The following is a 23,710-nucleotide window of genomic DNA, read 5'->3' as shown; positions in this document are numbered from 1 at the left end:
CAACACACCGGTCGTCGACGTGACACCGGGAGCGCCCGGGGTACCCGGACCACCCGGCAACACACCCGTCGTCGACGTGACACCAGGAGCACCCGGGGTACCCGGACCACCCGGCAACACACCCGTCGTCGACGACACGCCAGGAGCACCGGGAGCACCTGGCGCCGGCGGGGTTCCAGCCGAGGTCGAGGTCACCGCGGGACCTCCGGGGGCCCCGGGCCCACCCGGCAGCACACCCCGCGTCGAAGATGCGTCCGGGCCGCCGGGGTAGCCGGGCAGGTTCGGAGTCACGCGCGCAGTCGAGTTCACCGCGTTGCTCCCGGGCAGACCGGGCGACCCGGGCAGCAGATTTGTCGTCGACGTCAGCAGTTCGCCGGGAGCCATCCCCGGCGAACCGACACCGGGGACCATCGTCGTGATGTTCTCGACCGAACCCGGGGTGCCGGGCGTCCCGGGTCCGAAGTCCTTCAGGATGCCCACACACGGGATACCGGGACTCGCGGGCGCCTCGGCGAGCATCATCGTCAGGGGTGTGACGAGCTGTACCACCCACATGCACCCTGCTGTCGCAGCGGCGCCCGTGGCGATGCGCTTCGTGGTCTTTGACATGTTCTCCGGCTCCTCGGACTGCGGTGTTCGCGCCAGAACGTATCCAGGCGCAGGAGCTTTGCCGACGCGACAATTCACGCGTTTATGGAACCGTTGCAAAGGAGTGGCGTTCCGGTTACCCCAGCCCCGCCCCTACTGGGGTTTTCCCAGTTGAACGGAATTCGCGCTCCATCCCACCGGCGTGTCGCGTGTCCCAGATCCGGGATCGTCAGCCGTCGACACTCTGTGAGGACAGGTAAATACACGTTAGCCATTTAGCAGCCGGGTGGTGGCCCTGCCAGCCCGCACAACACAACCGGCGCGGCGTTCGAACAACTCGAACGCCGCGCCGGTGGGATCGTCAGGACTGTGCCGTCACTCCCGCATGTCGAGGACCGGGGTGGGCCGCTGGAAGCCGCGGGTGACCACCAGCAGCCACACGAAGCCGACCGCCAGCCAGATCAGCCCGAGGGTCAACGCGGTGCCGGACAGACTGGTCCACAGCCACACCGTGAGCGCGAACCCGATGAAGGGCAGTATCAGGTTGCTGAGGATGTTCTTCTCGCCCTCGTCGACGAAGTAGTGCTTGATCACCGTCAGGTTTACCGCCGAGAAGGCCACCAGCGCACCGAAACTCACCACCGACGCCAACAGACCGAGGTCGATCACCACAGCCAGCAGCGAGATCACCGAGACGACCAGGATGGCCCAGGTGGGGGTGCTGAACTTCACCGAGACGTGCCCGAACACCTTGCGCGGCAGCACGCCGTCGCGACCCATCGCGTACAGGATGCGCGCCACCGACGCCTGCGAGGTCAGCGCCGACCCCAGCGCGCCGGCCACGTAAGCGGCGGTGAAGAACGCCGACAGGAACGCACCACCTGCGGCTGTCATGACATCCAGCGATCCGGAGTCGACGTCTTCGAACGCATTCGACGGGAACACCAGCTGCGAGACGTAGGACAGGATGATGAACAGCACGCCGCAGATCAGGGTGGCCAGCATGATGGCCTTCGGCACATCACGTCTGGCGTCCTTGGCTTCTTCGGAAAGTGTTGACACAGCGTCGAATCCGAGGAACGACAGGCACAGGATGGCCGCGCCCGCCAGCACCGGGGCCATCCCGCCGGCAGTGCCGTCGCCGGCGAACGGGGCCATGACGTCCACGGTGCCCGAGCCGGAGATCGCCGCGAACGCCATCACGAAGAACACCACGATGAAGACGGCCTGGATCGCGATGATCAGCATGTTGGCGCGGGCCACCGACACGATGCCGATGATGTTTAGCACGGTGACGATCACGATGGTCACCACGATGATGACCCAGTTCGGGATGGCGGGTACCGCGGCGTTCAGGTACAGCCCGATGACCATGTAGTTGAGCATCGGCAGGAACAGGTAGTCGAGCAGCAGCGACCACCCCGCCAGGAACCCGACGGGTGCGCCGAAGGTCTTCTGGGTGTAGGCGTACGCCGAGCCGGCGACCGGGAACGCCGCGGCCATCCGCGCGTACGAGCGCGCGGTGAAGATCATCGCGGCCAGCGTCACCACGTAGGCCAGCGGCACCCTGCCACCGGACTCCACCGTGACGATGCCGTAGGTGGTGAACACGGTGAGCGGAACCATGTAGACCAAACCGAAGAGCACCAGCGACGGGACGCCAAGGGCGCGGCGCAGGTGGCCTTCCTGGCCGTCCGGGATGGGTTGGAAAGCCGCGGGATCCGCGGGCGCAGGTGTTGACATGAGGTTCCCTTCAGTTGGCGGCGGAGAAGACGATCTTGTCCCGCAGGTAGGTACGGACGACGCGGATTGCCGGAATGTCCAGCGGCGCTGTGGCGCGCGGATCGCGATCCAACCACACCAGATCGGCGCTCGCTCCGGGTTCGATTCTCCCCCAGGCCTTTTCGGCGAAGCCCTGATACGCCACCCCGGTGGTCCCCGCGAGCAACGCCGGTTCGATCGGCAGGATCTCCTCGGCCGTCCAACCGTCGGCCGGCTCCCCTTCGGCGGTGCGGCGCGACACCGCGACGGCGATCCCGTCCAGCGGAGCGCCGGAGGACACCGGCCAGTCGCTGCCGAATGCCAGTGGCGCACCCGAGGTCGACAGCGTGTTCATCCGGTACTGCTTGTCGGCGCGCTCGGTTCCGAGACGCGGGATGGTCAGCTCGGTCATGAGCGCATCCAGCTGCGCCCACAGCGGCTGCATGTTGGGGATCACGCCCAGCGCGGCGTACCGGCCGATGTCGGCGTCGTCGACGAGTTGGTTGTGTGCGATCACCGGCCGGCGATCACGCTGCCCGTTGCTGCGCACCACATGCTCGATGGCATCGAGGGCTTGGCGCACGGCGGCATCACCGATGGCATGGATGTGGATCTGCAGACCCAACTCGTCCACCCGCCGGGCGGCCTCGGCCAGCGAGCCGTTCTCCCACACCGTCATACCGTGGCTGTGCAGCCCAGAGCAGTACGGCTGCAACAAGGCGCCGGTTTCGTTCTCCACCACGCCGTCGGCGAAGAACTTCACCGTCTGGCACGTCAGGTACGGCGAATTCAGCTCTTCGACACGGCGGCGTGACTCGGCGAAAAGCTCGATCTGCGAATCGAAGTGACGTGGGTCGGCGTACAGAGCGAGGTTGAAACGCACCCCGAGTTCACCACGGCGGGCCGCTTCGATGTAGGTGTCCACGTCGGCGGGCTCGACCCACGCATCCTGCACCCAGGTAACCCCTCGGGCGGCGTAGTAGTCGGCGGCGGTCCGCAACGCCTTGACGCGGACATCGTCGCCGCGTGGCGGGGCTACGGCCATCACCAGGTCGACGGCACCCCATTCGCGCAACGTGCCCAACACCGAACCGTCTGCGCGATGCGGGATTTCACCCATCTGAGGATCGGGGGTGTCGGCGGTGATGCCGGCCCGCTTCAGTGCCACCGAATTGCACCACACAGTGTGGTAGTCCCATGCGCGCAGCACCACCGGCCGGTCCGGCACCGCGGCATCGAGCCACCGGGCGTCGAACAGACCGTCCGGCGCCAGGCTCGAGTCATACGATGCGCCGAGGATCCACTCCTGGTCGGGGTTGTCCTGCGCGAATCGCCGTACCGTGTCCACGATCTCGTCCACCGAGCGGCATGGCCGCACCAACGGGCCGGCTGCTTCCAGTCCGCCGTACAGCGGGTGGGCGTGACCGTCGCCGAACGACGGCATCAGGAATCCCCCGTCGAGGTCGACGACCTCGGCGCCGTCGGCGCGGGCACGCGCCTGCTCCCCAACCGCCTCTACAACGCCGTCGGCAACCAGCAGCGCATCCGTGTCACCCGAGGGGCCGGTCCAGATGACCCCGTTGGTGAACAGCCTCGCGCTCACTTGACCACCGCCGTGGCAGCGTGCCCGGCGCCGTAGGGCCGGTCGCCGTCAACGGGTGCGGTCAGCGTGGCGTAACTCTCGGGTCGCCGAGTCAACAGGAACGGGAACAGCTCCAGCCAGTCCCGGCGCTGATCGAGGTCCAGATCGGCCACCAGCACCGCCTCCTCGTCACGGGGTGCCTGGACGAGCACGCGGCCATACGGGTCGGAGATGAACGAGGAACCGTAAAACGACAGCGCGCCCTCGTCGCCGGTTCGGTTGGGCACCACCATGAACAGACCGCTGTTGATGCCGTTGGCGACGATCACCTGCTGCCAGATCGGCTGGGTGTCGAAGGCGGGAAATTTCGGCTCGGACCCGATGGCGGTGGGATACACCACGATCTCGGCGCCGCCGAGCGAATAGCTACGCGCCACCTCAGGGAACCACTCGTCCCAACAGGTGGGCATGCCCAACCGCGCCCCCAACCCCTCGGGCTCGTACACCGGATAGGGCTCCCCCTCGCAGGGCCCCGGGCGGAAGTAGGTGTCCTCGTAGTAACCGGCCGAGATCGGGATGTGCATCTTGCGGGTGCGGGCCACCAGGTCTCCGGCCGGCGACACCAGGATCGCCGTGTTGAAACCCAGGCCGTCGCCGGCGTCGGCCTTCTCGTAGAGCGAGGCGTGCACGAAGATGCCGTGGGCCGTCGCGGCCTCGGCAGCCAACGCGAATGTCGGTCCTTCGGTCAGAGGCTCGGCGAGTGCCGCCGGGTCGGAGCCGCCGGGAACGTCGGCGGGATAGCGCAGCAACGTGATCTCCGGGAGGAAGACGATCTTCGCGCCTTCGGCAGCGGCCCGATCGATGCCGCCACGCAGGGTTTTCACCAGTTCGTCGCGGTCGGGGCGCCACCGGTGTTGCACCAGCGCCACGCGCAACGGCGGTCGGTCCGACGGGATCGACCGAGACAACGGGTCGGGCGCGGCGGCCCTGAGTGTCAGCATCCAACTCCTAAAACGAACGACTTTCGTTTAGTGTGATACCAAGCACAGCCGTTGGCAAGGGGAACGAATGGGACGACCACCTGTGCCGTTGCTGTCAACGGAACGCATCGCCGAGGTGGCTTTGGAGATGGTGAACTCGACCGGCGGATTCACCATCCCGGAGCTCGCGCGCCGTCTGTCGGTGAGCCCGTCGTCGCTGTACAACCACGTGTCCGGCCGCGACCAGATCGTGGAATTGCTCCGGGAACGCGCCATGTCGGCGGTGCAGTTGCCGGACGACGATCCCAGCCGCCCGTGGACCGAGACGCTCGGCGACATCATGCGGTCCTACCGCGACAGTTTCGCCCGGTATCCGCGGCTGATCCCCCTGCTCACCATCCATGCCGTCAACAGCACCCAGGCAATCGTCATGTACAACTCCGTGGCCGTGACGCTGGCGCGGGCCGGCTTCGATGCGGCCGACACGCTGCGCATCATCACCACGATGGACAACTTCGTCCTGGGCTCCGCGTTGGACCTGGCCGCCCCCGACGAGCCATGGACAACGGGCGACGGCGTGGGCCCCGAACTGGCGGCCGCATTGGCCACGGGAGCGCCGAAACCGATGCGCGCCGATGACGCCTTCGAATGGGGGCTGGCGGTGCTGTTACGGGGACTGACCCGGTGAGCAACGCTAACCTGGCTGCATGACTGTGAGGCTCACCGTCGGTATCGCGTGCGCCGCGTTCGGGGCACTGGCGCTGGCCGGGCCCGCCGCCGCCGAACCCGCGCCGCCACCGGTTCCGCCGATCCCCAACCCGGTCTACGGTCCGGGAAGCCTGGACGAGCCGGTGGGCTATCTCGGCGAGATGTGGCAGACCTTCCACACGGACAACCCGCTCGGGGCACTCACCGTGCCGCCGGTGCAGGCGCCGGGCGCACCGCCCGGTGCCGGTCCCTCACCGCCACTGCCACCGGGGACGGTTTCGCTGACCGCACCCGAATCCTCAACGGCACCAGTGGAAGGCGTATGGCTGGGGCCGCTGCCCGGAATGCCGCCGGTGCCGTTGGCGCCACCGCCCCCGCCACCGGCGGCCTGACTCAGACTCCCAGTGTGCGCTGGATGTCCGGCTTCATCGCCTTCAGCTGCGCACCCCAGTAACCCCAACCGTGGGTGCCGTTGGCCGGGAAGTTGAAGATGCCGTTACTGCCGCCGGCGGACTGATACTGCCGCTGGAAGTTCCGGTTGCTGTCCACCGTGATGGTCTCGAGCAGCTGGCCCGGCAGATCGCCGCCGCCGCCCAATTCCCCCGGCCGGCCGCTGCCGCAGTAGACCCAGATGCGGGTGCCATTGGCCACCAGACGGCCGACGTTGACGGTGGGATCGTTGCGCTTCCACGCCGGACCGCCACCGGGACCCCACATGGCGGTGGCGTCGAAGCCGCCGGCGTCGCGCATCGCGATGCCCACCAGCGTGGGCCAGATGCCCTCAGACAGATTGAGGAAACCGGACAGAGACGAGGCGTAGCTGAACTGGCCCGGGTGGTAGGCGGCCAGGATCAACGCCGCACTGCCCGCCATCGACAGACCCACCACGGCGTTGCCGGTGGGTGAAATCCCCTTGTTGGCCGCCAAGTACCCCGGCAGCTCCGAGGTCAGGAACGTCTCCCACTGGTAGTTGTAGGTGCCGCCGTTGCCGACGGCCGGTCCCTGCCAGTTGGTGTAGAAGCTCGACATCCCACCCACGGGCATGACGACCGAGAGACCGGACTCGAAGTAGTCCTCGAAAGCCGTTGTCTCGATATCCCAGCCGTTGTTGTCGTCACGGGCACGTAGCCCGTCGAGCAGATACACCGCCTTCGACCCACCGCCCTGGAATCTGACCGGGATGTCGCGGCCCATCGCAGCGGAGGGCACCATCAGCGTCTCGACCGGCAAACCGGGGCGCGAGTACGCCCCGGCAGTCGCCGATCCACCCGCGACCGCCACCAGGCCCGCCAGCAGCAGGCTTGCCAACGCTGCGGCCGTCAGCCGCCGCCCCAGATCGAGCATGAATGTCATCGTGTTTCGCCATTCTTTCGGACGCGCACCGGGGCGCGCTCGGGAGGAGAACGTGTGCCGCTGCGTGGCATCCGCCGCGTTTCGCAAGACGGTCACCGCCACCGCGGAGCCGTATTGATCACGTCGCCCCTATGTGCCCTGCCGTTACGGGACGACACTGCTCCGGCAGCTACGTCACCAGTCCGTCAGATTTCGCCCGGCTCATTCAGCAAGCCGGCCATGCCATTTCACCCGCGCGGGTGCTGGACGAACTGCCGGGCGCGGTCCAACATCGGGGCAAATGGCCCGACCATCATGTTCGGACTGCCCGGCGCCAGGCTCGCATCCTGGTACTCGTCTTCCGACCCGGTGACCGCCAACGCGCTCAGCGCCTCGACCGCGCGGGTGAGTCGACGGTGATCGTCGACGTCGAGCCGATCGGAGAGGGCGGCGAACTCGGCGGTCTCCTCGTGGCGATTGTGCGCGTCGACCACTCCTCGTATCCGGGTCAGCTGGGAAATGAACTCCTCGGTGTCCACGGGTACGGTTTCCAATTCGGTGAAGGCCTCGCTGATCGCCAACTCCTCGTTGAGCAACGCGTCCACCACCTCGTCGCCGCCATCGATGAGATGACGCGCCTGCCGATGGACGATGATGTGCTCGGCGGATTCGTGCGTGGCCAGTGCCTGCAGCAGCCGCACGAATGCCGACTCTCTGCTCTCGGCCGGGGAGTCCAACACCGCCTCGAAGAGTTCGGCGATCTGGTGGTGTTGTGACACCAGCAGATTGGTGAGGTCCGGTTCGGCCACGATCACCGAAGCGCCGAGGAGATCACGTCACGGGCCCGGTCCAGCATCGAAGCGAACGGCCCCACCGCGAAGTTCATCTTGGCGGATTCGACACCTGGGTGCGGACGCGTCGGGGCGATGGCTTCGGCGGCCCGGACCGCCGATGCCATCCACTTGAGGTCATCGGGGCTCAGTTCTGCCTTCAACAGGTTGAACTCCTCGTTCTCCTCGTGCTCGGCGTGATCGACGACGGCGTCCCGGAAGCGGGTCAGCGCCGCGAGGAACTCTTCCGAGCCGAGGTCCATGCTCTCCAGTTCCGACAGCAGCTCCTTGGCCTCGTGCTCCTCCTGCAGACGGGCGTCCACCAGCGCTTCGCCGTTGTCGATTTCACGACGCGCGCGGGGGTGCACGATCATCTCCTCGGCGGTCTCGTGGACCGCCAGCAGTTGGCGCAGATCGACGAACGCCTTCTCCCGCGCCGGCGTCTCCGTCGCGTACAACACATCGTCGAACATGTCTTTGATCAGATTGTGCTGCCCGACCAAGAACGCGATCACATCATCGGTCGACTGCACGAACGTTTCCACCATGGCACACCTCCGCTATTCAGCCACGATCACGGCACAGGGCTGTTGCGCCGCATTGCCGCAGTCCTACCCCGCCTGACCACGGTCAAACGCCGAACCGCTGCACCGTTACGTGGAGTTTTCCGCTTTTTGGCTCGGCGATCGCCGGATCAGCGCAGCGACCAAATCAATGTTGTTCGGCTGCAACGCCTTCGGTTTCATGTTGCCGAACAGCGTGCTGCCGGGTCCGGGCGGCGCTGTCGATGCCCAACTGGTCGGCGGATTTGCCGTTTGCCCTCGCCGCCCTGATTGACCGGTTCACGGGTGAGATGCCGACCGACGGCGCCGGGTACCCCGGGGTTTGATCGGCGAATTCTACCGCACGGCAACCGATCTCGGTAAAAGATGGCGTCGACCCTGTGGCGCTGGCGGCGCCGGCTGAAGGATGGACAGGAGGTTCTGATGGGGAGCGTGAGGTAGGTGGTGCGGCTGTTCGCGCTACCCGCAGGAAGCCATAGGCCACGACCTGCATGACGCGCTGAAGCCGCTCGCCCCGACGGGGGGAGCGGCTTCAGCGTCACCACCATGCGAGCGGATGACGGGATTCGAACCCGTGTAAACGGCTTTGCAGGCCGTTTTGCGGCATCCGCAGGGGTTTGCTCCGCACCGCAACGAACAGCAACGCCCGCGAGAATACCCTAATCAAACGCACAAAAGAGCGTTGACACGAAGTGCGTTCTTTGTTCCATGCGTCGAGCAGATCGCGGAATTCAGTCCACACTGAGTTGAGATCGGTGCCATCGGCTAGCGAGTTGACTAGTACGTCGCCGCCGGTCGAGATGCCGTACTGCGCGTGTGGTGCAGTTCCGCCGAAGATGGGCAGCACCGCCAAGGCGCTTGCCAGCTTGGTCGACGTAGCGGTCATGTTCAGGGCCTCACCTTCGCGTGACTACGCGCGGCCCGGCGACGCGATCGTGGTTATCGGAATCGACCGACTTGGTCGAAACGCCGCCGAAGTCATGACCACGATTCGAGACTTGGGCGAACGCGGGATCGTACTGCGATCGCTGCGCGAAGGCATCGACACGTCGAACGCGACCGGCCGCATGATCGCGGGCGTTCTCGCCAGCCTCGCCGAACTGGAATTGGAGCTGGGCCGCGAACGGCGCAACGCTGCTCGCGAAGCCCGCCGGTCACGCGGCCAATCCATCGGTCGCCCGAAGGCGCTCGATCCGTCGAAAGCTGCATTAGCCCGACGGATGCACGCCAGCGGTGAGCCGGTTTCGGTAATCGGGCAAACTCTCGGCGTCAGCCGTGCGACTGTGTACCGGGTTTTGGCTGAACAAGCTTACGAGGGGGAATCATGACCAAATCGATCTGCGCAACATTAGCGGGCGCTTTTCTATTGGTCGTCGCAGCGACCGGATGTGACTCCGCGTCATCCGGCGAACCCAAGGATCTTGAATCTGCCGCTGCTGCGGCACAAGAGAAGTACGACCGTGGTTCGGCGGGTGATTTCGCCGGTGAGTGGCTTCTGTTCAGCAAGCACGTTCGGGACAAGCTGAGCCAAGACGATTACGTCACCTACGCGAAAACCTGTTACGCAGAAACGGGCGAAAAGGTCAACGTCACCGGTGTTCGCATGGAAGGTGACAACAGGGCTGTCGTTCGGCTTGAACTCCGCGACGGCCCAATGACAACTCGCACAATGACTTACGAGGATGGCGGTTGGTTTCAGGAACCGACCGATGATTGGTTCGACAAACCTGTCGATCAGATCATTGCGACGGCACAGGCCGAAGGCGCATGCGTAGGCGGGAATGCACCCGAAACTGATACTGCCGAAGTCGCCGCGCCCGAGAGCACGGAAACCGTCGCTCCGACTGCCGACCCACAACCCATCACGTCAGACGAAGAGTTCAGCACATACCTCGATCGATCGCGCGAGCTTCTGGAGAAAGGTTGCTTTGATGTTAACCAGGCGTTCGACGCTCAGTGCACCGTTGACGCGACCTACGCGGTACGCAACTTCGAGGAACTGCTGCGACGACTTCCCGACAATTTCGCAGAAACGCGCGCCGCTATAGAAGGCACGATTGCCGATCTGAACCATTGGGTTGATGTCTGCCAGGACACCGACCCGAACACGCAAGCTCGCCGCGAGTGCATCCCCTACATCCCGCGCCTCGGCATGATCAACGACGTGATGTTCGCGTGGTCTGACGATCTTCGCACGGTTGGACTGTACTGATGCAGCACCGCGACTTTGGTGGAATGACCGATGACGTCAGGAGACGTCTAGCCGATCAACGTGCGCAAAGAGACAAGTACGAAAGCTGGGCGCGGGGAAATCTACTCAATTTTCACCAGCACATGGATGGCGCAGCGAGAGAGTTCGCAGAGGCAGCGGTCCGGCTCGGTGTGAACCAAAACGTGCAGACGCCGGATGTACGGGGCTGGTTCATCAACGCCATTGTGTCGAACGGCTATTCCGGTACGCCCACAAGACGCGCATGGGGAGTCATCATCCGCCCCGACGGAACTTGGATTTGGTCAGAAGCCGGAATCGGCATAGATGAGGAAACACCGAACCCACCGCCATACCTGACGGACGCCTACAGCCTCGAATACGTGCGAGAGCGACTGATGAGGTCGCTGCAAAAATGGGCTGGGAGAGGCTGATGCACATCAGAGTTCGTGAATCATCGCGCCGCGTCAACGGCAAACCGGTCAAGCGCTACCAAGCGATCTGGGCCGAAAACGGGGTCAGAGTTCCGCGAGACCTTTGACACACGCGAAGCCGCTCAGAACAAGCTAGATGACGTCAAAAAGCTGCTTGCGCAGGGACAGTCACCGGCCACGTTGCGCGAACTGGGATCTGCCGCCTTCGCAGATGTAGCGGCACTGTGGTTAGCGACCAGGCACGATCTGAAACCGCGCACTCTGGCCGGACATCGCGAAATGCTCGCCCCAGCGACAGCACGAACCGGTGACATGCGCGAACTCGGCATCGACGCAGTTTTCGGCCACCGCCCGGTCAACGAGATCAGCAGATCCGACATAGCCGAATGGATCGGAGCGCTCGCGAAGGCCGGCAAATCTGCATCGACCGTGCGGCATCACTACTACGTCGTGAAACAAGTTCTTGCACAAGCAGTTGCAGATGGCCGGATCATTAACAACCCGGCCGACCACGTGCGGTTGCCGACCGAGCGCAGTGTTTCCGGTGGCACGCCGGGCGTGGCCGATGACCCCGATATGTACCTGACCGCTGCTCAGGTTGCTGCACTGGTCAACGCCACACCCTGGCCGTGCTTGGTGCTGGTGTCGGTGGCGGCGTGGTCGGGACTGCGCGCGGCCGAGCTGGCCGGTTTGCAGGTCGGTGATGTGGAGTTGCCGCCACCAGCGCTTAACCCGAACGCCCCCGCGAAACCGGGTGCTCTGCATGTGCAGCGCACCCATCTGCGCGCCGGAATGGGCTATGACACTCCGAAGACGAAGGGCAGCCGTCGGCGAGTACCGCTGACTGCGGGAACTACGGAATTGCTGCGCGGGTTTCTGGGCGAACATCCGCGTTCCGCAGATCCGGCCGCACCACTGTTCCCGCATGTGCGACTGACGGCTGTCGCTCCCCCATCGGTCTCCGATCCACGTTCGTCGCGGCGCGATCCTGAACATTGGCGCGTTGTCGCGAACCGGCAAGCTGAGACCCTGGCTGCGTTGTCGGTTGCTGAGGCGACGGATCGGCTGATTGTGGATTGGGCTCGCCCGGTCGATCACGGCGTGTTCTACAAATCAGTTTTTCGGCCTGCGGTGCTGCGCGCGAATCGGCTCGCAGCGTCCGAGCACGATTCCCCCCGCCACGGCGCTGACGAACCGCTATTGCCGCCGGGGTTCAAATTTCACGGGCTGCGACACACGTACGCGAGCTTGTGCGTTGCGGCCGGTATCGCGCCGCTCGATATCTCCCGTTTCATGGGCCACAGCCGCGTGACAACGACGCTAGCGGTGTACGCGCATCTGTTCGACTCTGATCATGCCGATTCGATGGCCGCTCTGGAAGCTATGAACGCTCCGGTTGGTCAGTCGAACGTGGTTCGGCTTCGTCGTCGGGTTTCGGGGACTCCAATTCAATAATTGAACCCAGGAGATCAGAGCCTGGAAATCGCAGGTTTAGCTCCTGGCTTGCCAACATGTACCCGATAGTATTTATGTTGAAGTGCATTGTCCCGGCACTATCGAGTTGATTCAAGAATTGATACAGCTGAGGCGCTTTGGTCTCCGTCAAATCCTTCAACTCATCAGCCGACCAGAATTTTTTTGACGCAAATGATCGCAGAGCCCTCTCGGGGGCTTTACGTGAAAGTCTGAGAGCCTCTGTAGCGCTGCTCGTAAACTCTTTTGCCATGTCCTCGACGGTCCCCGGCGTTGCGGTCACTTCGTTAATCTTTTCAATACGAAGCCTATACTGATTCTCGACCTTTGGGTCGGGCTCGAAGTAAGTGGACCGCAACTCCTCGGTCACCTCGAGAGGAATGTCGGTCACCGGAAAACTTTTGCGAAGGGCTGCTTTATGTCGCTCACACAATTTCGTAAAAATACCGGGTCCGAACAGAACAGTGCCCACCCCCGACGCAGCCATGTAGCTTAGTTCGTTGTATGAGGTGATGATTTTTCCATAGTACACCGAAAGAAAACTTTCCAGTGCTTCCAGAAGATCTTCTGGGTCCTCACCTCGGAAATAGAGCACCGTTGTTACCGCCATTACACTTAACGTGTTAAATTGATTTTCAGTCAAATTGGGGGCGACATCAATCGCGCGACGGAGGGCAATTTCTTTCAGACTTCGTGTGGGTTCAATGACCACATGGGCAACCAATTTCGCCAAAATTTGACCAAGTACGACATCACCTTGACCCGTATCGGGATCTCCCGTTCGAGCATAACTTTCTTGTGCTGCAAGTAAAGCCGACTGGGCACTAGGCCGCCGTAAGTTCGAGATCTTGTCCGGGTCTACAGCATGAATGCCGGCGATTACAGCCACCGCCATTTCTTCTGCACAAGTTGTCGCTACAGCCATCGCCTCTGCGTGCAGTCTCGGGAAGTTGTCGCGAAACAGCTTCACTAGGTAGGCACGCGCCTCCTCGCCATCAATGTTATAAACGACGTTCTGAGTGAAATGCTGAATATCAGCTTTGAACTGTTTTTGATCGGCGTAGTCACGTGCGTTCTGACTGTCACTCATGGTCCTCCGCATCCTTGCCACCGCCATTGGTGAACATGGTTTGACTCGCGTGATCCCGCGCCACTTGAACATGACTGTGGTCACCGGTCTCGACCTTTGAACCGAAGCGATCAACGAGCCTTCCGGTAGACCCGTCGGCGCGACGGCGCGGGAATAGCGCGAGAACGGCGACCGCGACAAGTACGACGATCGCAATCGTCACCCATAGGCTTACCTGCTTCGATACCTGCACCCAAGCGAGGAAAATGGCCACTACGGCCAGCAGCACATTGCCGAACCACGCGGCTCGCTCATATCCCATCGGACACCTCCTGATCGGAGTATTGCACCGAGCACCGACACAACCAGCAAACAGATTGCGGGTAGGCGTGTCGCACGCATACGGTCAAGAGACGGTCAGGAACCCCCTCGCAGAAAAGGTTTGCCCAGCTAGACAGTGCGTCTATCTGGGCAAACATGCGAGCGGATGACGGGATTCGAACCCGTGTAAACGGCTTTGCAGGCCGGTGCCTAGCCACTCAGCCACACCCGCACTGACGACAACAATGCCTCGACCCGTGTGCCGGCACCACGGTTTCACTCAGCGTGAGCGCAGTCCCGAATTCACGGGGGTCCGGGACCTCACGGCGCCGCCCGCGTTGCCCGGTAGGACGCCAGTACACCGACCACCGCCAGCGCGGCGAACACTGCGAACATCCACCGCGCCGCCGTCGCATCCTGGTGCTCACTCATGTTGACCACCACGCCGGCCAGTCCGGCGCCGAAGGCACCGCAGATCAGCTGCACGGTGTTGATGGCGGCGGCTGCTGCCCCGCCTTCACCGGGGTCGGCGACGCTGCTCATCGCCCAGGCAGACAGATGCGGCCAGGCCATCCCGACGCCGGTTCCGGTCACCATCAGTGCCACCACCCACACCGCCACCACCCACGCGGACGCCTGGTTGAACTGCGTCACCGCGGCCACCGCCAAACCCACGGCCATCACCAACGGGGCCACGGCCACCACCCGAACGGTCATTCGCGTCGAGCGCAGCGATGCACTCGCGATCTCGCCGGCCGTCCATCCCACCGACAGGGCGACGCCGAGGAAGCCCGCCGCCACAGGCACCAGGTCTGCGAGCCGCTGCCCGAACAGTGGCACATACATGTCCACCATGGTGGCCGCCATCAGAAGGCCCAACGTCGCATAGATCCACCTCAGCGGACCCGGCCGGAAAGCGCTGCGCGGCAATACCGCCACCCGCGTGCGCCGGTCCACCACGAGGAACGCGCCGACCAGGACCAGACCGAGAACCAGCAGCACCGCGGTGAGCGCCGGTTCACGCGGAATACCGGCAACACTGAGCGCCAGCGCCGCCGCACCGAGCAACAACAGCGACCAGACCGGGATGCGGAACGGGGCCGCGGGCTCCCCGGCCCGCGACCGCCCCGGCAGCGCGAACGGCACCAGCAGCACCATGGCCGCGGTGGCCAACGCCAGTACACCGAAAGCCCAACGCCACGAGCCGTATTGGGCGAAAAGACCGCCCGCCGCAGGTCCGAGCACCGTGCCCACTCCCCACATCGCCGAGACCAGGGCCGATGCCTTGGTCCACAAGTGTTGCGGCAGTGCGGCATTGATGACGGCGTAGCCGAGCCCCGCCAGCACTCCCCCACCCAGGCCTTGCACCGTGCGGCCCACCAGCAGCAGTTCCATCGACGGCGCCAGCGCACACAGCACCGTCCCCGACGCGAACACCGCCAGCGCGCACAGGTAGGACCAGCGGGGGCCCAGCCGCGTCACGATGGGATTCACGGTGGTGGCGGCGACCACCGAGGCGACGAGATAGACCGTGGTGACCCAGGCGTAGAACCGCTGCCCGCCGATATCGGCCACGGCGGTGGGCAACAGGCTGATGGTTATGAACTCGTTGGTGGCGTAGAGCGCAACGCCGCCGGCGAGGACGGTCGACGTGCCCAGATAGCGGGGACCGAGCAGACTGCGCCACGTGACCCCCTCGGTGGCGGCCGTCGTGGGCGCGGTGCGAGTCACCGCCTCACCGTACGAGCTCAACCTCGGTTGAGATCAAGCAGTCGGCAATTATTTGAGGCCGGCTGCGTCCATTCCACGCAGTTCCTTCTTCAGATCGGCGATCTCGTCACGGATCCGCGCCGCGAGTTCGAACTGCAGATCACGCGCGGCGACCATCATCTGATCAGTCATGTCCTTGATGAGGTCCGCCAGCTCCGCGCGCGGCATGCTCTTGGTGTCGCGACCCTCGAACACGCCGGCGCTGACCGCACGGCCCGGTTCGCCCTGCGCGCGTCGTCCTCGTGAGGAGTTGCGCCCGGAACCGCCCACCTCGACGGTCTCGCTGTCGTCGGCCTCGCGATACACCTGGTCGAGGATGTCGGCGATCTTCTTACGCAGCGGCTGCGGGTCGATGCCGTGTTCCTTGTTGTAGGCGATCTGCTTGGCCCGGCGGCGCTCCGTCTCGTCGATGGCCTCTTTCATCGAGTCGGTGATCTTGTCGGCGTACATGTGCACTTCGCCCGAGACGTTTCGTGCCGCACGGCCGATGGTCTGGATCAGGCTTCGCGGCGACCGCAGGAAACCCTCCTTGTCGGCGTCGAGGATCGCCACCAGTGACACCTCGGGAAGATCGAGACCCTCACGCAGCAGGTTGATGCCGACCAGTACGTCGTACTCGCCGAGTCGCAACTGCCGCAGGAGTTCCACGCGGCGCAAGGTGTCGACCTCGGAGTGGAGGTAGCGCACCCGGATACCCATCTCGAGCAGGTAGTCGGTGAGATCTTCGGCCATCTTCTTGGTCAGCGTCGTCACCAGCACGCGTTCGTCACGCTCGGTGCGCAGCCGGATCTCGCCGATGAGGTCGTCGATCTGGCCCTTGGTCGGTTTGACGATGACCTGCGGGTCCACCAGACCGGTGGGACGGATGACCTGTTCGACGAACTCACCGCCGGCCTGGCTGATCTCATAGGACCCCGGCGTCGCCGACAGGTACACCGTCTGACCGATCCGGTCGGCGAACTCCTCCCACGTCAACGGCCGGTTGTCCACCGCGGACGGCAGCCGGAACCCGAAGTCGACGAGATTGCGCTTACGCGACATGTCGCCTTCGTACATGCCGCCGATCTGCGGGACGGTGACGTGCGACTCGTCGATCACCATGAGGAAGTCTTCGGGGAAATAGTCGAGCAGGGTGGCCGGCGCCGTACCCGGCCCGCGCCCGTCGATGTGCCGTGAGTAGTTCTCGATACCGGAGCAGAAGCCGACCTGACGCATCATCTCGATGTCGTAATTGGTGCGCATCCGCAGCCGCTGGGCCTCGAGCAGCTTGCCCTGCCCTTCGAGTTCGGCGAGCCGCTCCTCCAGTTCTTTCTCGATGCTGGAGATGGCCATCGCCATGCGTTCCGGGCCTGCCACGTAATGCGTGGCCGGGAACACGCGCAATGAGTCCACCTGACGGATCACGTCGCCGGTGAGCGGGTGCATGTAGTACAGCGCCTCGATCTCGTCGCCGAAGTACTCGATACGTACCGCGAGTTCCTCGTAGGACGGGATGATCTCGACCGTGTCGCCGCGGACCCGGAAGGTGCCGCGGGTGAAGGACATGTCGTTCCGGGTGTACTGAACGTCGACCAGCAGGCGCAGCAGCCCGTCGCGGGGTACCTCGTCGCCGACCTTCAGTTCCACCGAGCGATCGAGATACGACTGCGGAGTGCCCAGGCCGTAGATACAGGACACCGACGCCACCACCACGACGTCCCGCCGCGACAGCAGATTCGAGGTGGCCGAGTGCCGCAGCCGCTCGACATCGTCGTTGATCGAACTGTCTTTCTCGATATAGGTGTCGGTCTGCGCGATGTACGCCTCGGGTTGGTAGTAGTCGTAATACGAGACGAAGTACTCGACGGCGTTGTTGGGCAGCATCTCCCGCAGCTCGTTGGCCAACTGCGCGGCCAGCGTCTTGTTGGGGGCCATGACCAGGGTGGGGCGCTGGAGACGCTCGATGAGCCAGGCGGTGGTGGCGGACTTGCCGGTGCCGGTGGCACCGAGCAGAACGACGTCACGTTCGCCTGCTCTGATCCGGCGTTCCAGCTCTTCGATGGCGGCCGGCTGGTCGCCGGCGGGCTGATACTCGCTGACCACCTGGAACTGACCGCCCGCGCGCACCATGTCCTCGACAGGGCGGTACTCCGAGTGCGCAAGCACGGGATGTTCGGTTGCGAAAGCCATGTTCACCAGGTTAGAACCAGCCACCGACATCTGTTGTTCCTGACGCCATGAGCGCTATTAGGCTGGCGGTATCCACCCGCCCAAGAACGAGACCTTCGATCTGGCTGCCCGCACCAACACCGACCCCAAGGGTTTCGTCCGGGCAGTCGATGTCTACGTGCGCGAGCCCTGGGGACTGTACATGGCCCGGCCGACGCCGGGTCGTGCCCAGTTCCACTATCTCGAGTCCTGGCTGCTGCCCGGCCTGCAGCTGCGGGCCAACGTCTTCCATTGGAATCCGGGGCACGAACGGGACCAGGATTTCTACCTCGACATCGGTGAGATCACCGCGGGCACTGACATCTGGCGAACTGTTGATCACTACCTTGATCTTGTGGTGTACACCGGACAGCGCACCGAACTCGTCGACATCGATGAGCTACTCGAGGCACACAAGGCGGGGTTGATCACCGATCAGGCAGCTGAAAAAGCAGTGAACAGTGCGGTCAGCGCGGTCACGGGGTTGACCGAGCACCATCACGATCTGTTAGCTTGGCTAGCGAGTAACGGAATGCAGATCTCCTGGCGATAGAGGCGTAGTGTCAGCGAATGTGAACTTCTGGGTACGCGTGGTTACCGCCGCCGCGTTGCTCGTCGGCATGTCTGCGCTCAAGCCGGCGATCGCTTCCGCCGAACCGGTGACCGATACACCGACGGTCGAACCGGCCCCCGCGCCTGAGGTACTGCACAACATCACCTACCGCGCGCGCATCGACGGGGTGTCCCGCGGCGCGACGGTCTCCTGGGCCGCGCAGGACGATCAGACCCAGACCGAGAACCCGACGATGGTGCCGGGCCGGGTCTTCGAAGCGCAGACCGTGCTGCCGGCATCCAAGATCGCCACGATGCGGCTGTCCATCCAGTGGCCGTACTCGGCGAACCTGCACTGCGAGATCTTGGTGGACGACGCACTGGTGGCGCAGGCCGACGACTTCATCGCACCACGTGTACTGCCGCAGCGCGACGATCCGGACTTCGGGTCACTGACCTGCGAGGCCCCGGTGGGCGGTGTGCCCGCCGTCCCGCCGCCGGCGGAACCCCTGCCGGAGAACCTGCCGCCGGCCCCGCCGGCCTGAGCTCAGGGGCGCCAGCCAGTGGCGTCGGCCCAGTCCCAGGCCCGCCGGTACGCGTCCAGGAACCACGGCTCCTTGGCGTCGGCGTAGGCACCGGTGGTGGCATGCCCGGCCGTGGCGACGCTGCGCTTGAGCGCCAGATAGTCCTGTCGCACAGCGGGATTGGCGAGCACCCATGCGGTGAACAGCAAGGCGAACTGTTGATTGGGCCAGCCGTCGACCCGGATGTGCACGTTGGTGGGCCGCCCCGGATCAGCCGAGGCGTGAATCCGCTTCCGCCACAGTGACGCATCGCCGGCGTGATCGAATTGCACGACGGTACTGCGGCCGTCGTCCTTGGCCACGTCGTCTGTGATGTGTTCGATACGCGGATAACCGGCCGTCAACAGCGCCTCACCGAGTTCGTCCGCGGTGGCCAACGAGTCGACCGTGACCTGGATGTCGATGACGTCTTTGGCATCCAGACCGGGTATGGCCGTCGAGCCGATGTGGTCGATCCTCTTCGCACGATGCCCGCATGCGGTGTCGAGGCGGGCCAGGATCCGCCGGGCCTGGTCCGGCCACGTCGGGTCGTAGGGCACCAACTGTGGGACCACCTGCGCGGGCCGGCGCTGTTGCACGTTGTGCGCGAACGGCAGGATGCGTTGATGCCAGAGTTCGCGCGCCTTTTCGACGAGTGCCCCGGCACTGCCGGTGTTGTCCAGCCACACATCGGCGACGGCGCGGCGCTGCTCTTCGGTGGCCTGCGCTTTGATACGCACCCGGGCGTCCTCCTCGGTGAATCCGCGGTACTCGGTGAGCCGTTGGACGCGCACGTCTTCGTCGGCGTGCACGATGATCACCAACGGAAACATCGGCGCCATGTGGGATTCCACGAGGAGCGGGATGTCTTCGACCACAACGGCGTCCTCCGCCGCCGCAGCGATCAACTCTGAGCGCCGGTGCGCCACCAACGGATGCACGATTCCGTTGAGCGTCTTGCGCTTCTCGTCATCGCTGAATGCCACCGCGGCCAGCGCCGGACGGTTCAGCGCGCCGTCCGGGTGCAGGATGTCCTTGCCGAACGCGTCGACCAGTTTGGCCAGGCCTTCGGTGCCGGGTTCCACGACTTCCCGGGCGATCACGTCACCGTCGACGATGATGCCGCCCAGTTCACTGAATGTGGCGGACACCGTGGACTTTCCGGCGCCGATACCACCCGTCAAACCGATTCGCAGCAATGCCCTGCCCTCACATCAGTGTGAAAAAAAGAACCGCGCAGCACGTCGGAAAGACGTGCTGCGCGGCTTCACTCGGCGAATGAGTGTCTTTGTTACGCGTTGCCGGCGAGCTTCTCACGCAGCGCGGCGAGTTGCGCATCGCTGGCCAGCGATCCACCTGCGGACTCACCCGAGCTGGACGACGACGAGCCGTTGGCCGTCGCAGGCCGGCTGGCCGCCTCGGCCTCGGCAGCGGCGAACTTCTCCATCTGCGCAGTGTGCATCTTGTGGCGACGCTCGGCCTCGGCGTACCGGGCCTCCCACTCGTTGCGCTGCTTGTCGAAGCCTTCGAGCCATTCGTTGGTCTCGGCGTCGAAGCCTTCGGGGAAGATGTAGTTCCCCTGCTCGTCGTAGCTGTCGGCCATGCCGTACTTCGACGGGTCGAACTCGTCGGTGTAGTCCTCGTTGGCCTGCTTGAGGCTCAGCGAGATCCGGCGCCGCTCGAGGTCGATGTCGATGACCTTGACCATGGCGTCATCGCCGACGGCGACAACCTGATCCGGCACCTCGACGTGGCGCTCAGCCAGCTCGGAGATGTGCACCAGGCCCTCGATGCCCTCTTCGACCCGGACGAACGCACCGAAGGGCACCAGCTTGGTGACCTTGCCCGGCACGATCTGGCCGATGGCGTGGGTGCGGGCGAAGTGGCGCCACGGATCTTCCTGAGTGGCCTTGAGCGACAACGAGACCCGCTCGCGGTCCATGTCGACGTCGAGCACCTCGACGGTGACCTCGTCGCCCACCTGGACAACCTCGGACGGGTGGTCGATGTGCTTCCAGGACAGCTCGGAGACGTGCACCAGGCCGTCGACACCGCCGAGATCGACGAACGCGCCGAAGTTGACGATCGAGGAGACGACACCCTTGCGGATGGCGCCCTTCTGCAACTGGTTGAGGAACTCGCTGCGGACCTCGGACTGGGTCTGCTCCAGCCACGCGCGCCGGCTCAGGACCACATTGTTGCGGTTCTTGTCGAGTTCGATGATCTTGGCTTCGATCTCCTTGCCGATGTACGGCTGCAGATCGCGGACACGACGCATCTCGACGAGCGAGGCGGGCAGGAAGCCGCGGAGACCGATGTCGAGGATGAGACCACCCTTGACGACCTCGATGACGGTGCCCTTGACGGCCTCGTCCTTCTCCTTGAGCTCTTCGATGGTGCCCCAGGCGCGCTCGTACTGAGCACGCTTCTTGGACAGGATCAGGCGGCCTTCCTTGTCCTCCTTGGTGAGGACCAGCGCTTCCACCTCGTCGCCGACGGACACAACCTCATTGGGGTCGACGTCGTGCTTGATCGAGAGTTCGCGGGAAGGGATGACGCCTTCGGTCTTGTAGCCGATGTCGAGCAAGACTTCGTCACGGTCAACCTTGACGATTGTCCCTTCGACGATGTCACCATCGTTGAAGTATTTGATGGTCTTGTCGATTGCGGCGAGAAAATCCTCGGCCGAGCCGATATCGTTGACGGCTACTTGCGGCGAGGTGGCGACGGGACTTGGCATATGGTGGGTTGCTCCGGACAGGTGTGGTCGTAGGGACAGTGCAGTTATTGGTCGTGCTCATTCCGAGAAAACCTCGAGAATGTTTGCATCCGCATCAGATCGTGCACACGGGTACTCGCCGAGCCTACTCGACCGGGTACATGCAGGACAAACCCACCCTCACAAACGGGGTGGCGCGGTGCCCGCGATCACGCAGATGGCATCGGCGATCCGCCTCAGATACTCCGGTGTGACCGGCGTGGACAACGCGATCATGCGCCAGAAGACCAGCGCACCCATGGCGTCCACCATCAGCTCCCGGTCTGCGTCGGCGGCCAGCTCACCCCGTCCCGCCGCCCGGTCCAGAACAGCCTGCGCCCAGCGGCGCCGGGGCCGTCCGATGTGCTCCATCAGCGCCTCTGCAAGCACCGAGTTGCGTTGCGCTTCGGCCAGTACGTCCGGATAGAGCCGCCGGGTGCGATCCTCCCCCAGCCACCGGCTGACGTTGCCGAGCAGTTCCAGCACGTCGCCGTGGAGTGAACCGGTGTCCGGTGCGGGGCCCGGTGGTCTCGCCAGGGCGCCCATGGCCGCGACGGTCATCTCGATCTTCGACGGCCAACGCCGGTAGATCGCGCCCTTGCCGGCACCCGCCCGGCGGGCGACACCATCGACGGTCATCGCCCCGAAGCCGTGTTCGGCGAGTTCGGCCAGCACGGCGTCGAGGATCGCCGCGGTGACCCCGGCCTCTTGGGGGCGGCCCGCGCTCATACGGGTGCCACGGTGGGCGCTTCGAGGAACTCCGCCAGCGAGCGCGGCCGTTCACCGCTGAGCCGCTGCACCGTGTCGGTGACCGCTGATTCCGCACCGCGCCGGATCGACACGTCCAGTGCAGCGAGTCCGGCGGCGAATGCCCGGTCATACCCCGCGTCCACCAGGTGATCGATGTAGACGGGCGCACTGACCGCCTCGTGTCGTACCGGCCGCCCCAGCGCTGCGCCGACGATCACAGCCGCTTCGTCGTAGGTGAGGGCGGCAGGCCCGGTCAACCGGTACTCGGCGTTGTCCGAGTCACCGCCCAGGAGAAGCGCAGCCCCACAACGGCCGATATCGCGCGCATCGATGAACGGCACCCGCCCGGTGCCCGTAGCCGTGACGAAACGCCCGGTGTTGCGAATCGAGGCCGCCAATGGATGGGCGCCGACGAAGTTCTGCATGAACCACGACGGTCGCAGGATGTGCCATCGCGGCATCGTGGCCTGCACTGCGGCGGCCACCTCCCCGAGTCCGGGATCACCGGAGTCCAGCGCCGACGAACTCAACATCACCACGTGCTCGACCCCACGGCGCGCAGCGCGCTCCAGGAACGGGCCGACAACCCGCACCGGGTCTGGATCGCCAACGGGGGCAACAAGATACATCTTCTGCACACCGGCGACTGCGGCGTCGTGGGTAGCCGGGTCCGCCCAGTCGAACCGGAGCGAACTCCCAGCGCGCCGTGACGCGGTACGGACGGTCAGGTGTGTGTGTCCGGCCAGTTCGGCAGCCACCACCGACCCGGTGTTCCCGGTGGCGCCGAGCACCAGGACGGTGGTCATTTCGTCGACTCCGGCATCGCGAACGCGGCGGCCATGTCCGCCGAGCCGCCCATCGCGTCGGCGATGGCCAGCGGGTTCCAGTAGTCGCGATAGGACTCGATTCCCTGCTCACCCACGGTGATGACGCAGATGTAGTCGATGTCGTAGGGCTGTCCGGTCGCCACCACCACGCCCGTCACCCCCCATTCGACGACGACGGTTCGGGAATCGGAGTCCGTGTAGCGGGTCTGGTGCCGGATACCACGGACATCGAGGCTGTCGGTGTATCCGGACAGATAGTCGCGCACGTCGTCGCGGCTGTTCAGCGAGGGCCAGCCGGGCGGGGCGAAGGGGAACGTCATGGTCCCGTTGGGGGCCCATTCGTCGGCGAATGCCTGCATATCGTGGGCCAGCAACGCGGCCTGCAGCCGGTCGACGATCTCATTGGCGGTGTTCATGATTCCTCCAATACGGAACTACTGAGTGCCATTATTG

At 64.6% G+C, this 23,710-nt stretch carries 22 protein-coding genes, 2 tRNA genes and 2 pseudogenes; 8 read left to right on the top strand and 18 right to left on the bottom strand.

What is annotated here, in order from left to right:
- From AC3A6P_RS35450 to AC3A6P_RS35435, 4 genes and pseudogenes are all read right to left on the bottom strand, one after another.
- Window positions 1-609: pseudogene (locus AC3A6P_RS35450) on the bottom strand (hypothetical protein); the annotation flags it as partial.
- 354 nt (window positions 610-963) lie between these two features.
- Window positions 964-2,331 (bottom strand): APC family permease, encoded by a 1,368-nt coding sequence (locus tag AC3A6P_RS35445; protein WP_487697265.1) that lies wholly within the window; start codon window positions 2,329-2,331, stop codon window positions 964-966.
- A 10-nt stretch (window positions 2,332-2,341) separates the two neighbouring features.
- Entirely contained in the window at window positions 2,342-3,952 is a 1,611-nt protein-coding gene (locus AC3A6P_RS35440) for an amidohydrolase (protein ID WP_487697263.1), read from the bottom strand.
- Complete coding sequence (locus AC3A6P_RS35435; protein ID WP_487697261.1) at window positions 3,949-4,932, bottom strand: nitrilase-related carbon-nitrogen hydrolase; 984 nt, start codon at window positions 4,930-4,932, stop codon at window positions 3,949-3,951. Before AC3A6P_RS35435 ends, AC3A6P_RS35440 begins: the two co-directional genes overlap by 4 nt.
- A gap of 67 nt (window positions 4,933-4,999) precedes the next feature.
- Here AC3A6P_RS35435 and AC3A6P_RS35430 point away from each other — a divergent pair, with 67 nt between their 5' ends.
- Together AC3A6P_RS35430 and AC3A6P_RS35425 are read left to right on the top strand one after the other, a co-directional pair.
- Window positions 5,000-5,599 carry a TetR/AcrR family transcriptional regulator gene (locus tag AC3A6P_RS35430; protein WP_487697259.1) on the top strand — a complete coding sequence of 200 codons (600 nt, stop codon included), beginning with the start codon at window positions 5,000-5,002 and terminating at the stop codon, window positions 5,597-5,599.
- 19 nt (window positions 5,600-5,618) lie between these two features.
- Window positions 5,619-6,011: a hypothetical protein gene (locus tag AC3A6P_RS35425; RefSeq protein WP_487697257.1), complete on the top strand. Its 393-nt coding sequence runs from the start codon at window positions 5,619-5,621 to the stop codon at window positions 6,009-6,011.
- A gap of 1 nt (window position 6,012) precedes the next feature.
- Here AC3A6P_RS35425 and AC3A6P_RS35420 read toward each other — a convergent pair whose 3' ends face one another.
- The 4 genes from AC3A6P_RS35420 to AC3A6P_RS35405 form a co-directional block, all read right to left on the bottom strand.
- Window positions 6,013-6,972: an esterase family protein gene (locus tag AC3A6P_RS35420; protein WP_487697255.1), complete on the bottom strand. Its 960-nt coding sequence runs from the start codon at window positions 6,970-6,972 to the stop codon at window positions 6,013-6,015.
- A gap of 227 nt (window positions 6,973-7,199) precedes the next feature.
- Complete coding sequence (locus tag AC3A6P_RS35415) at window positions 7,200-7,760, bottom strand: hemerythrin domain-containing protein (protein WP_487697253.1); 561 nt, start codon at window positions 7,758-7,760, stop codon at window positions 7,200-7,202.
- A 2-nt stretch (window positions 7,761-7,762) separates the two neighbouring features.
- Entirely contained in the window at window positions 7,763-8,329 is a 567-nt protein-coding gene (locus tag AC3A6P_RS35410) for a hemerythrin domain-containing protein (RefSeq protein WP_487697251.1), read from the bottom strand.
- A gap of 566 nt (window positions 8,330-8,895) precedes the next feature.
- Window positions 8,896-8,994, bottom strand: a tRNA-Ser gene (locus AC3A6P_RS35405).
- 258 nt (window positions 8,995-9,252) lie between these two features.
- Here AC3A6P_RS35405 and AC3A6P_RS35400 point away from each other — a divergent pair.
- From AC3A6P_RS35400 to AC3A6P_RS35385, 4 genes and pseudogenes are all read left to right on the top strand, one after another.
- Window positions 9,253-9,672 (top strand): annotated as a pseudogene (locus tag AC3A6P_RS35400) (recombinase family protein); the annotation flags it as partial.
- A complete protein-coding gene (locus tag AC3A6P_RS35395) occupies window positions 9,669-10,556 on the top strand; it encodes a hypothetical protein (RefSeq protein ID WP_487697249.1) in 888 nt (295 codons plus the stop codon). The pseudogene AC3A6P_RS35400 and the gene AC3A6P_RS35395, both read left to right, overlap by 4 nt.
- Window positions 10,556-10,987 carry a hypothetical protein gene (locus AC3A6P_RS35390; RefSeq protein ID WP_487697247.1) on the top strand — a complete coding sequence of 144 codons (432 nt, stop codon included), beginning with the start codon at window positions 10,556-10,558 and terminating at the stop codon, window positions 10,985-10,987. Before AC3A6P_RS35395 ends, AC3A6P_RS35390 begins: the two co-directional genes overlap by 1 nt.
- Window positions 10,988-11,299: 312 nt before the next feature.
- Window positions 11,300-12,442 carry a tyrosine-type recombinase/integrase gene (locus AC3A6P_RS35385; protein ID WP_487697245.1) on the top strand — a complete coding sequence of 381 codons (1,143 nt, stop codon included), beginning with the start codon at window positions 11,300-11,302 and terminating at the stop codon, window positions 12,440-12,442.
- Here the strand turns inward: AC3A6P_RS35385 and AC3A6P_RS35380 are convergent.
- From AC3A6P_RS35380 to uvrB, 5 genes are all read right to left on the bottom strand, one after another.
- Window positions 12,369-13,550: an LPO_1073/Vpar_1526 family protein gene (locus AC3A6P_RS35380; RefSeq protein WP_487697244.1), complete on the bottom strand. Its 1,182-nt coding sequence runs from the start codon at window positions 13,548-13,550 to the stop codon at window positions 12,369-12,371. The two genes, AC3A6P_RS35385 and AC3A6P_RS35380, sit on opposite strands and share 74 nt — an antisense overlap.
- Window positions 13,543-13,851, bottom strand: a complete 309-nt coding sequence (locus tag AC3A6P_RS35375) for a hypothetical protein (RefSeq protein ID WP_487697242.1) — start codon at window positions 13,849-13,851, stop codon at window positions 13,543-13,545. The genes AC3A6P_RS35380 and AC3A6P_RS35375 overlap by 8 nt, the downstream gene beginning before the upstream one ends.
- 160 nt (window positions 13,852-14,011) lie before the next feature.
- Window positions 14,012-14,082: transfer RNA gene (locus AC3A6P_RS35370), tRNA-Cys, on the bottom strand.
- Between the two features lie 89 nt (window positions 14,083-14,171).
- On the bottom strand, window positions 14,172-15,581 hold the full coding sequence (locus AC3A6P_RS35365) for an MFS transporter (RefSeq protein ID WP_487697241.1): 1,410 nt from the start codon (window positions 15,579-15,581) through the stop codon (window positions 14,172-14,174).
- Window positions 15,582-15,629: 48 nt separating this feature from the next.
- Window positions 15,630-17,789, bottom strand: coding sequence for an excinuclease ABC subunit UvrB (gene uvrB, locus AC3A6P_RS35360; protein WP_487697239.1), 2,160 nt, complete (start codon window positions 17,787-17,789; stop codon window positions 15,630-15,632).
- Window positions 17,790-17,859: 70 nt separating this feature from the next.
- Between uvrB and AC3A6P_RS35355 the strand changes: the two genes are divergently transcribed.
- On the top strand, window positions 17,860-18,360 hold the full coding sequence (locus tag AC3A6P_RS35355; protein ID WP_487697269.1) for a ribonuclease FAU-1 family protein: 501 nt from the start codon (window positions 17,860-17,862) through the stop codon (window positions 18,358-18,360).
- 19 nt (window positions 18,361-18,379) lie between these two features.
- On the top strand, window positions 18,380-18,904 hold the full coding sequence (locus AC3A6P_RS35350) for a hypothetical protein (RefSeq protein ID WP_487697237.1): 525 nt from the start codon (window positions 18,380-18,382) through the stop codon (window positions 18,902-18,904).
- Between the two features lie 2 nt (window positions 18,905-18,906).
- On the opposite strand, the gene coaE is transcribed toward AC3A6P_RS35350, so the two are convergent.
- The 5 genes from coaE to AC3A6P_RS35325 all read right to left on the bottom strand — a co-directional run bounded on the left by coaE (window position 18,907) and on the right by AC3A6P_RS35325 (window position 23,673).
- Window positions 18,907-20,121 carry a dephospho-CoA kinase gene (gene coaE / locus AC3A6P_RS35345; RefSeq protein ID WP_487697235.1) on the bottom strand — a complete coding sequence of 405 codons (1,215 nt, stop codon included), beginning with the start codon at window positions 20,119-20,121 and terminating at the stop codon, window positions 18,907-18,909.
- 92 nt (window positions 20,122-20,213) lie between these two features.
- On the bottom strand, window positions 20,214-21,662 hold the full coding sequence (gene rpsA, locus AC3A6P_RS35340; RefSeq protein ID WP_487697233.1) for a 30S ribosomal protein S1: 1,449 nt from the start codon (window positions 21,660-21,662) through the stop codon (window positions 20,214-20,216).
- A 159-nt stretch (window positions 21,663-21,821) separates the two neighbouring features.
- Complete coding sequence (locus AC3A6P_RS35335) at window positions 21,822-22,409, bottom strand: TetR/AcrR family transcriptional regulator (protein ID WP_487697231.1); 588 nt, start codon at window positions 22,407-22,409, stop codon at window positions 21,822-21,824.
- A complete protein-coding gene (locus tag AC3A6P_RS35330) occupies window positions 22,406-23,236 on the bottom strand; it encodes a Rossmann-fold NAD(P)-binding domain-containing protein (RefSeq protein WP_487697229.1) in 831 nt (276 codons plus the stop codon). The genes AC3A6P_RS35335 and AC3A6P_RS35330 overlap by 4 nt, the downstream gene beginning before the upstream one ends.
- Window positions 23,233-23,673 (bottom strand): nuclear transport factor 2 family protein, encoded by a 441-nt coding sequence (locus AC3A6P_RS35325; RefSeq protein WP_487697227.1) that lies wholly within the window; start codon window positions 23,671-23,673, stop codon window positions 23,233-23,235. The genes AC3A6P_RS35330 and AC3A6P_RS35325 overlap by 4 nt, the downstream gene beginning before the upstream one ends.
- Window positions 23,674-23,710 lie beyond the last annotated feature (37 nt).

The sequence above is a fragment of the Mycobacterium sp. Soil_C_30 genome (assembly GCF_057656995.1).
This window is presented reverse-complemented; position numbering and strand designations above follow the sequence as displayed.

Bases quoted from the DNA above. Each gene is read 5' to 3' on its own strand.
- AC3A6P_RS35445 (WP_487697265.1), bottom strand. From the start codon at position 2,331: ATGTCAACACCTGCGCCCGCGGATCCCGCGGCTTTCCAACCCATCCCG.
- AC3A6P_RS35435 (WP_487697261.1), bottom strand. From the start codon at position 4,932: ATGCTGACACTCAGGGCCGCCGCGCCCGACCCGTTGTCTCGGTCGATC.
- AC3A6P_RS35430 (WP_487697259.1), top strand. From the start codon at position 5,000: ATGGGACGACCACCTGTGCCGTTGCTGTCAACGGAACGCATCGCCGAG.
- AC3A6P_RS35425 (WP_487697257.1), top strand. From the start codon at position 5,619: ATGACTGTGAGGCTCACCGTCGGTATCGCGTGCGCCGCGTTCGGGGCA.
- AC3A6P_RS35420 (WP_487697255.1), bottom strand. From the start codon at position 6,972: ATGACATTCATGCTCGATCTGGGGCGGCGGCTGACGGCCGCAGCGTTG.
- AC3A6P_RS35410 (WP_487697251.1), bottom strand. From the start codon at position 8,329: ATGGTGGAAACGTTCGTGCAGTCGACCGATGATGTGATCGCGTTCTTG.
- AC3A6P_RS35395 (WP_487697249.1), top strand. From the start codon at position 9,669: ATGACCAAATCGATCTGCGCAACATTAGCGGGCGCTTTTCTATTGGTC.
- AC3A6P_RS35390 (WP_487697247.1), top strand. From the start codon at position 10,556: ATGCAGCACCGCGACTTTGGTGGAATGACCGATGACGTCAGGAGACGT.
- AC3A6P_RS35385 (WP_487697245.1), top strand. From the start codon at position 11,300: ATGCGCGAACTCGGCATCGACGCAGTTTTCGGCCACCGCCCGGTCAAC.
- AC3A6P_RS35380 (WP_487697244.1), bottom strand. From the start codon at position 13,550: ATGAGTGACAGTCAGAACGCACGTGACTACGCCGATCAAAAACAGTTC.
- AC3A6P_RS35375 (WP_487697242.1), bottom strand. From the start codon at position 13,851: ATGGGATATGAGCGAGCCGCGTGGTTCGGCAATGTGCTGCTGGCCGTA.
- uvrB (WP_487697239.1), bottom strand. From the start codon at position 17,789: ATGGCTTTCGCAACCGAACATCCCGTGCTTGCGCACTCGGAGTACCGC.
- rpsA (WP_487697233.1), bottom strand. From the start codon at position 21,662: ATGCCAAGTCCCGTCGCCACCTCGCCGCAAGTAGCCGTCAACGATATC.
- AC3A6P_RS35335 (WP_487697231.1), bottom strand. From the start codon at position 22,409: ATGAGCGCGGGCCGCCCCCAAGAGGCCGGGGTCACCGCGGCGATCCTC.
- AC3A6P_RS35330 (WP_487697229.1), bottom strand. From the start codon at position 23,236: ATGACCACCGTCCTGGTGCTCGGCGCCACCGGGAACACCGGGTCGGTG.
- AC3A6P_RS35325 (WP_487697227.1), bottom strand. From the start codon at position 23,673: ATGAACACCGCCAATGAGATCGTCGACCGGCTGCAGGCCGCGTTGCTG.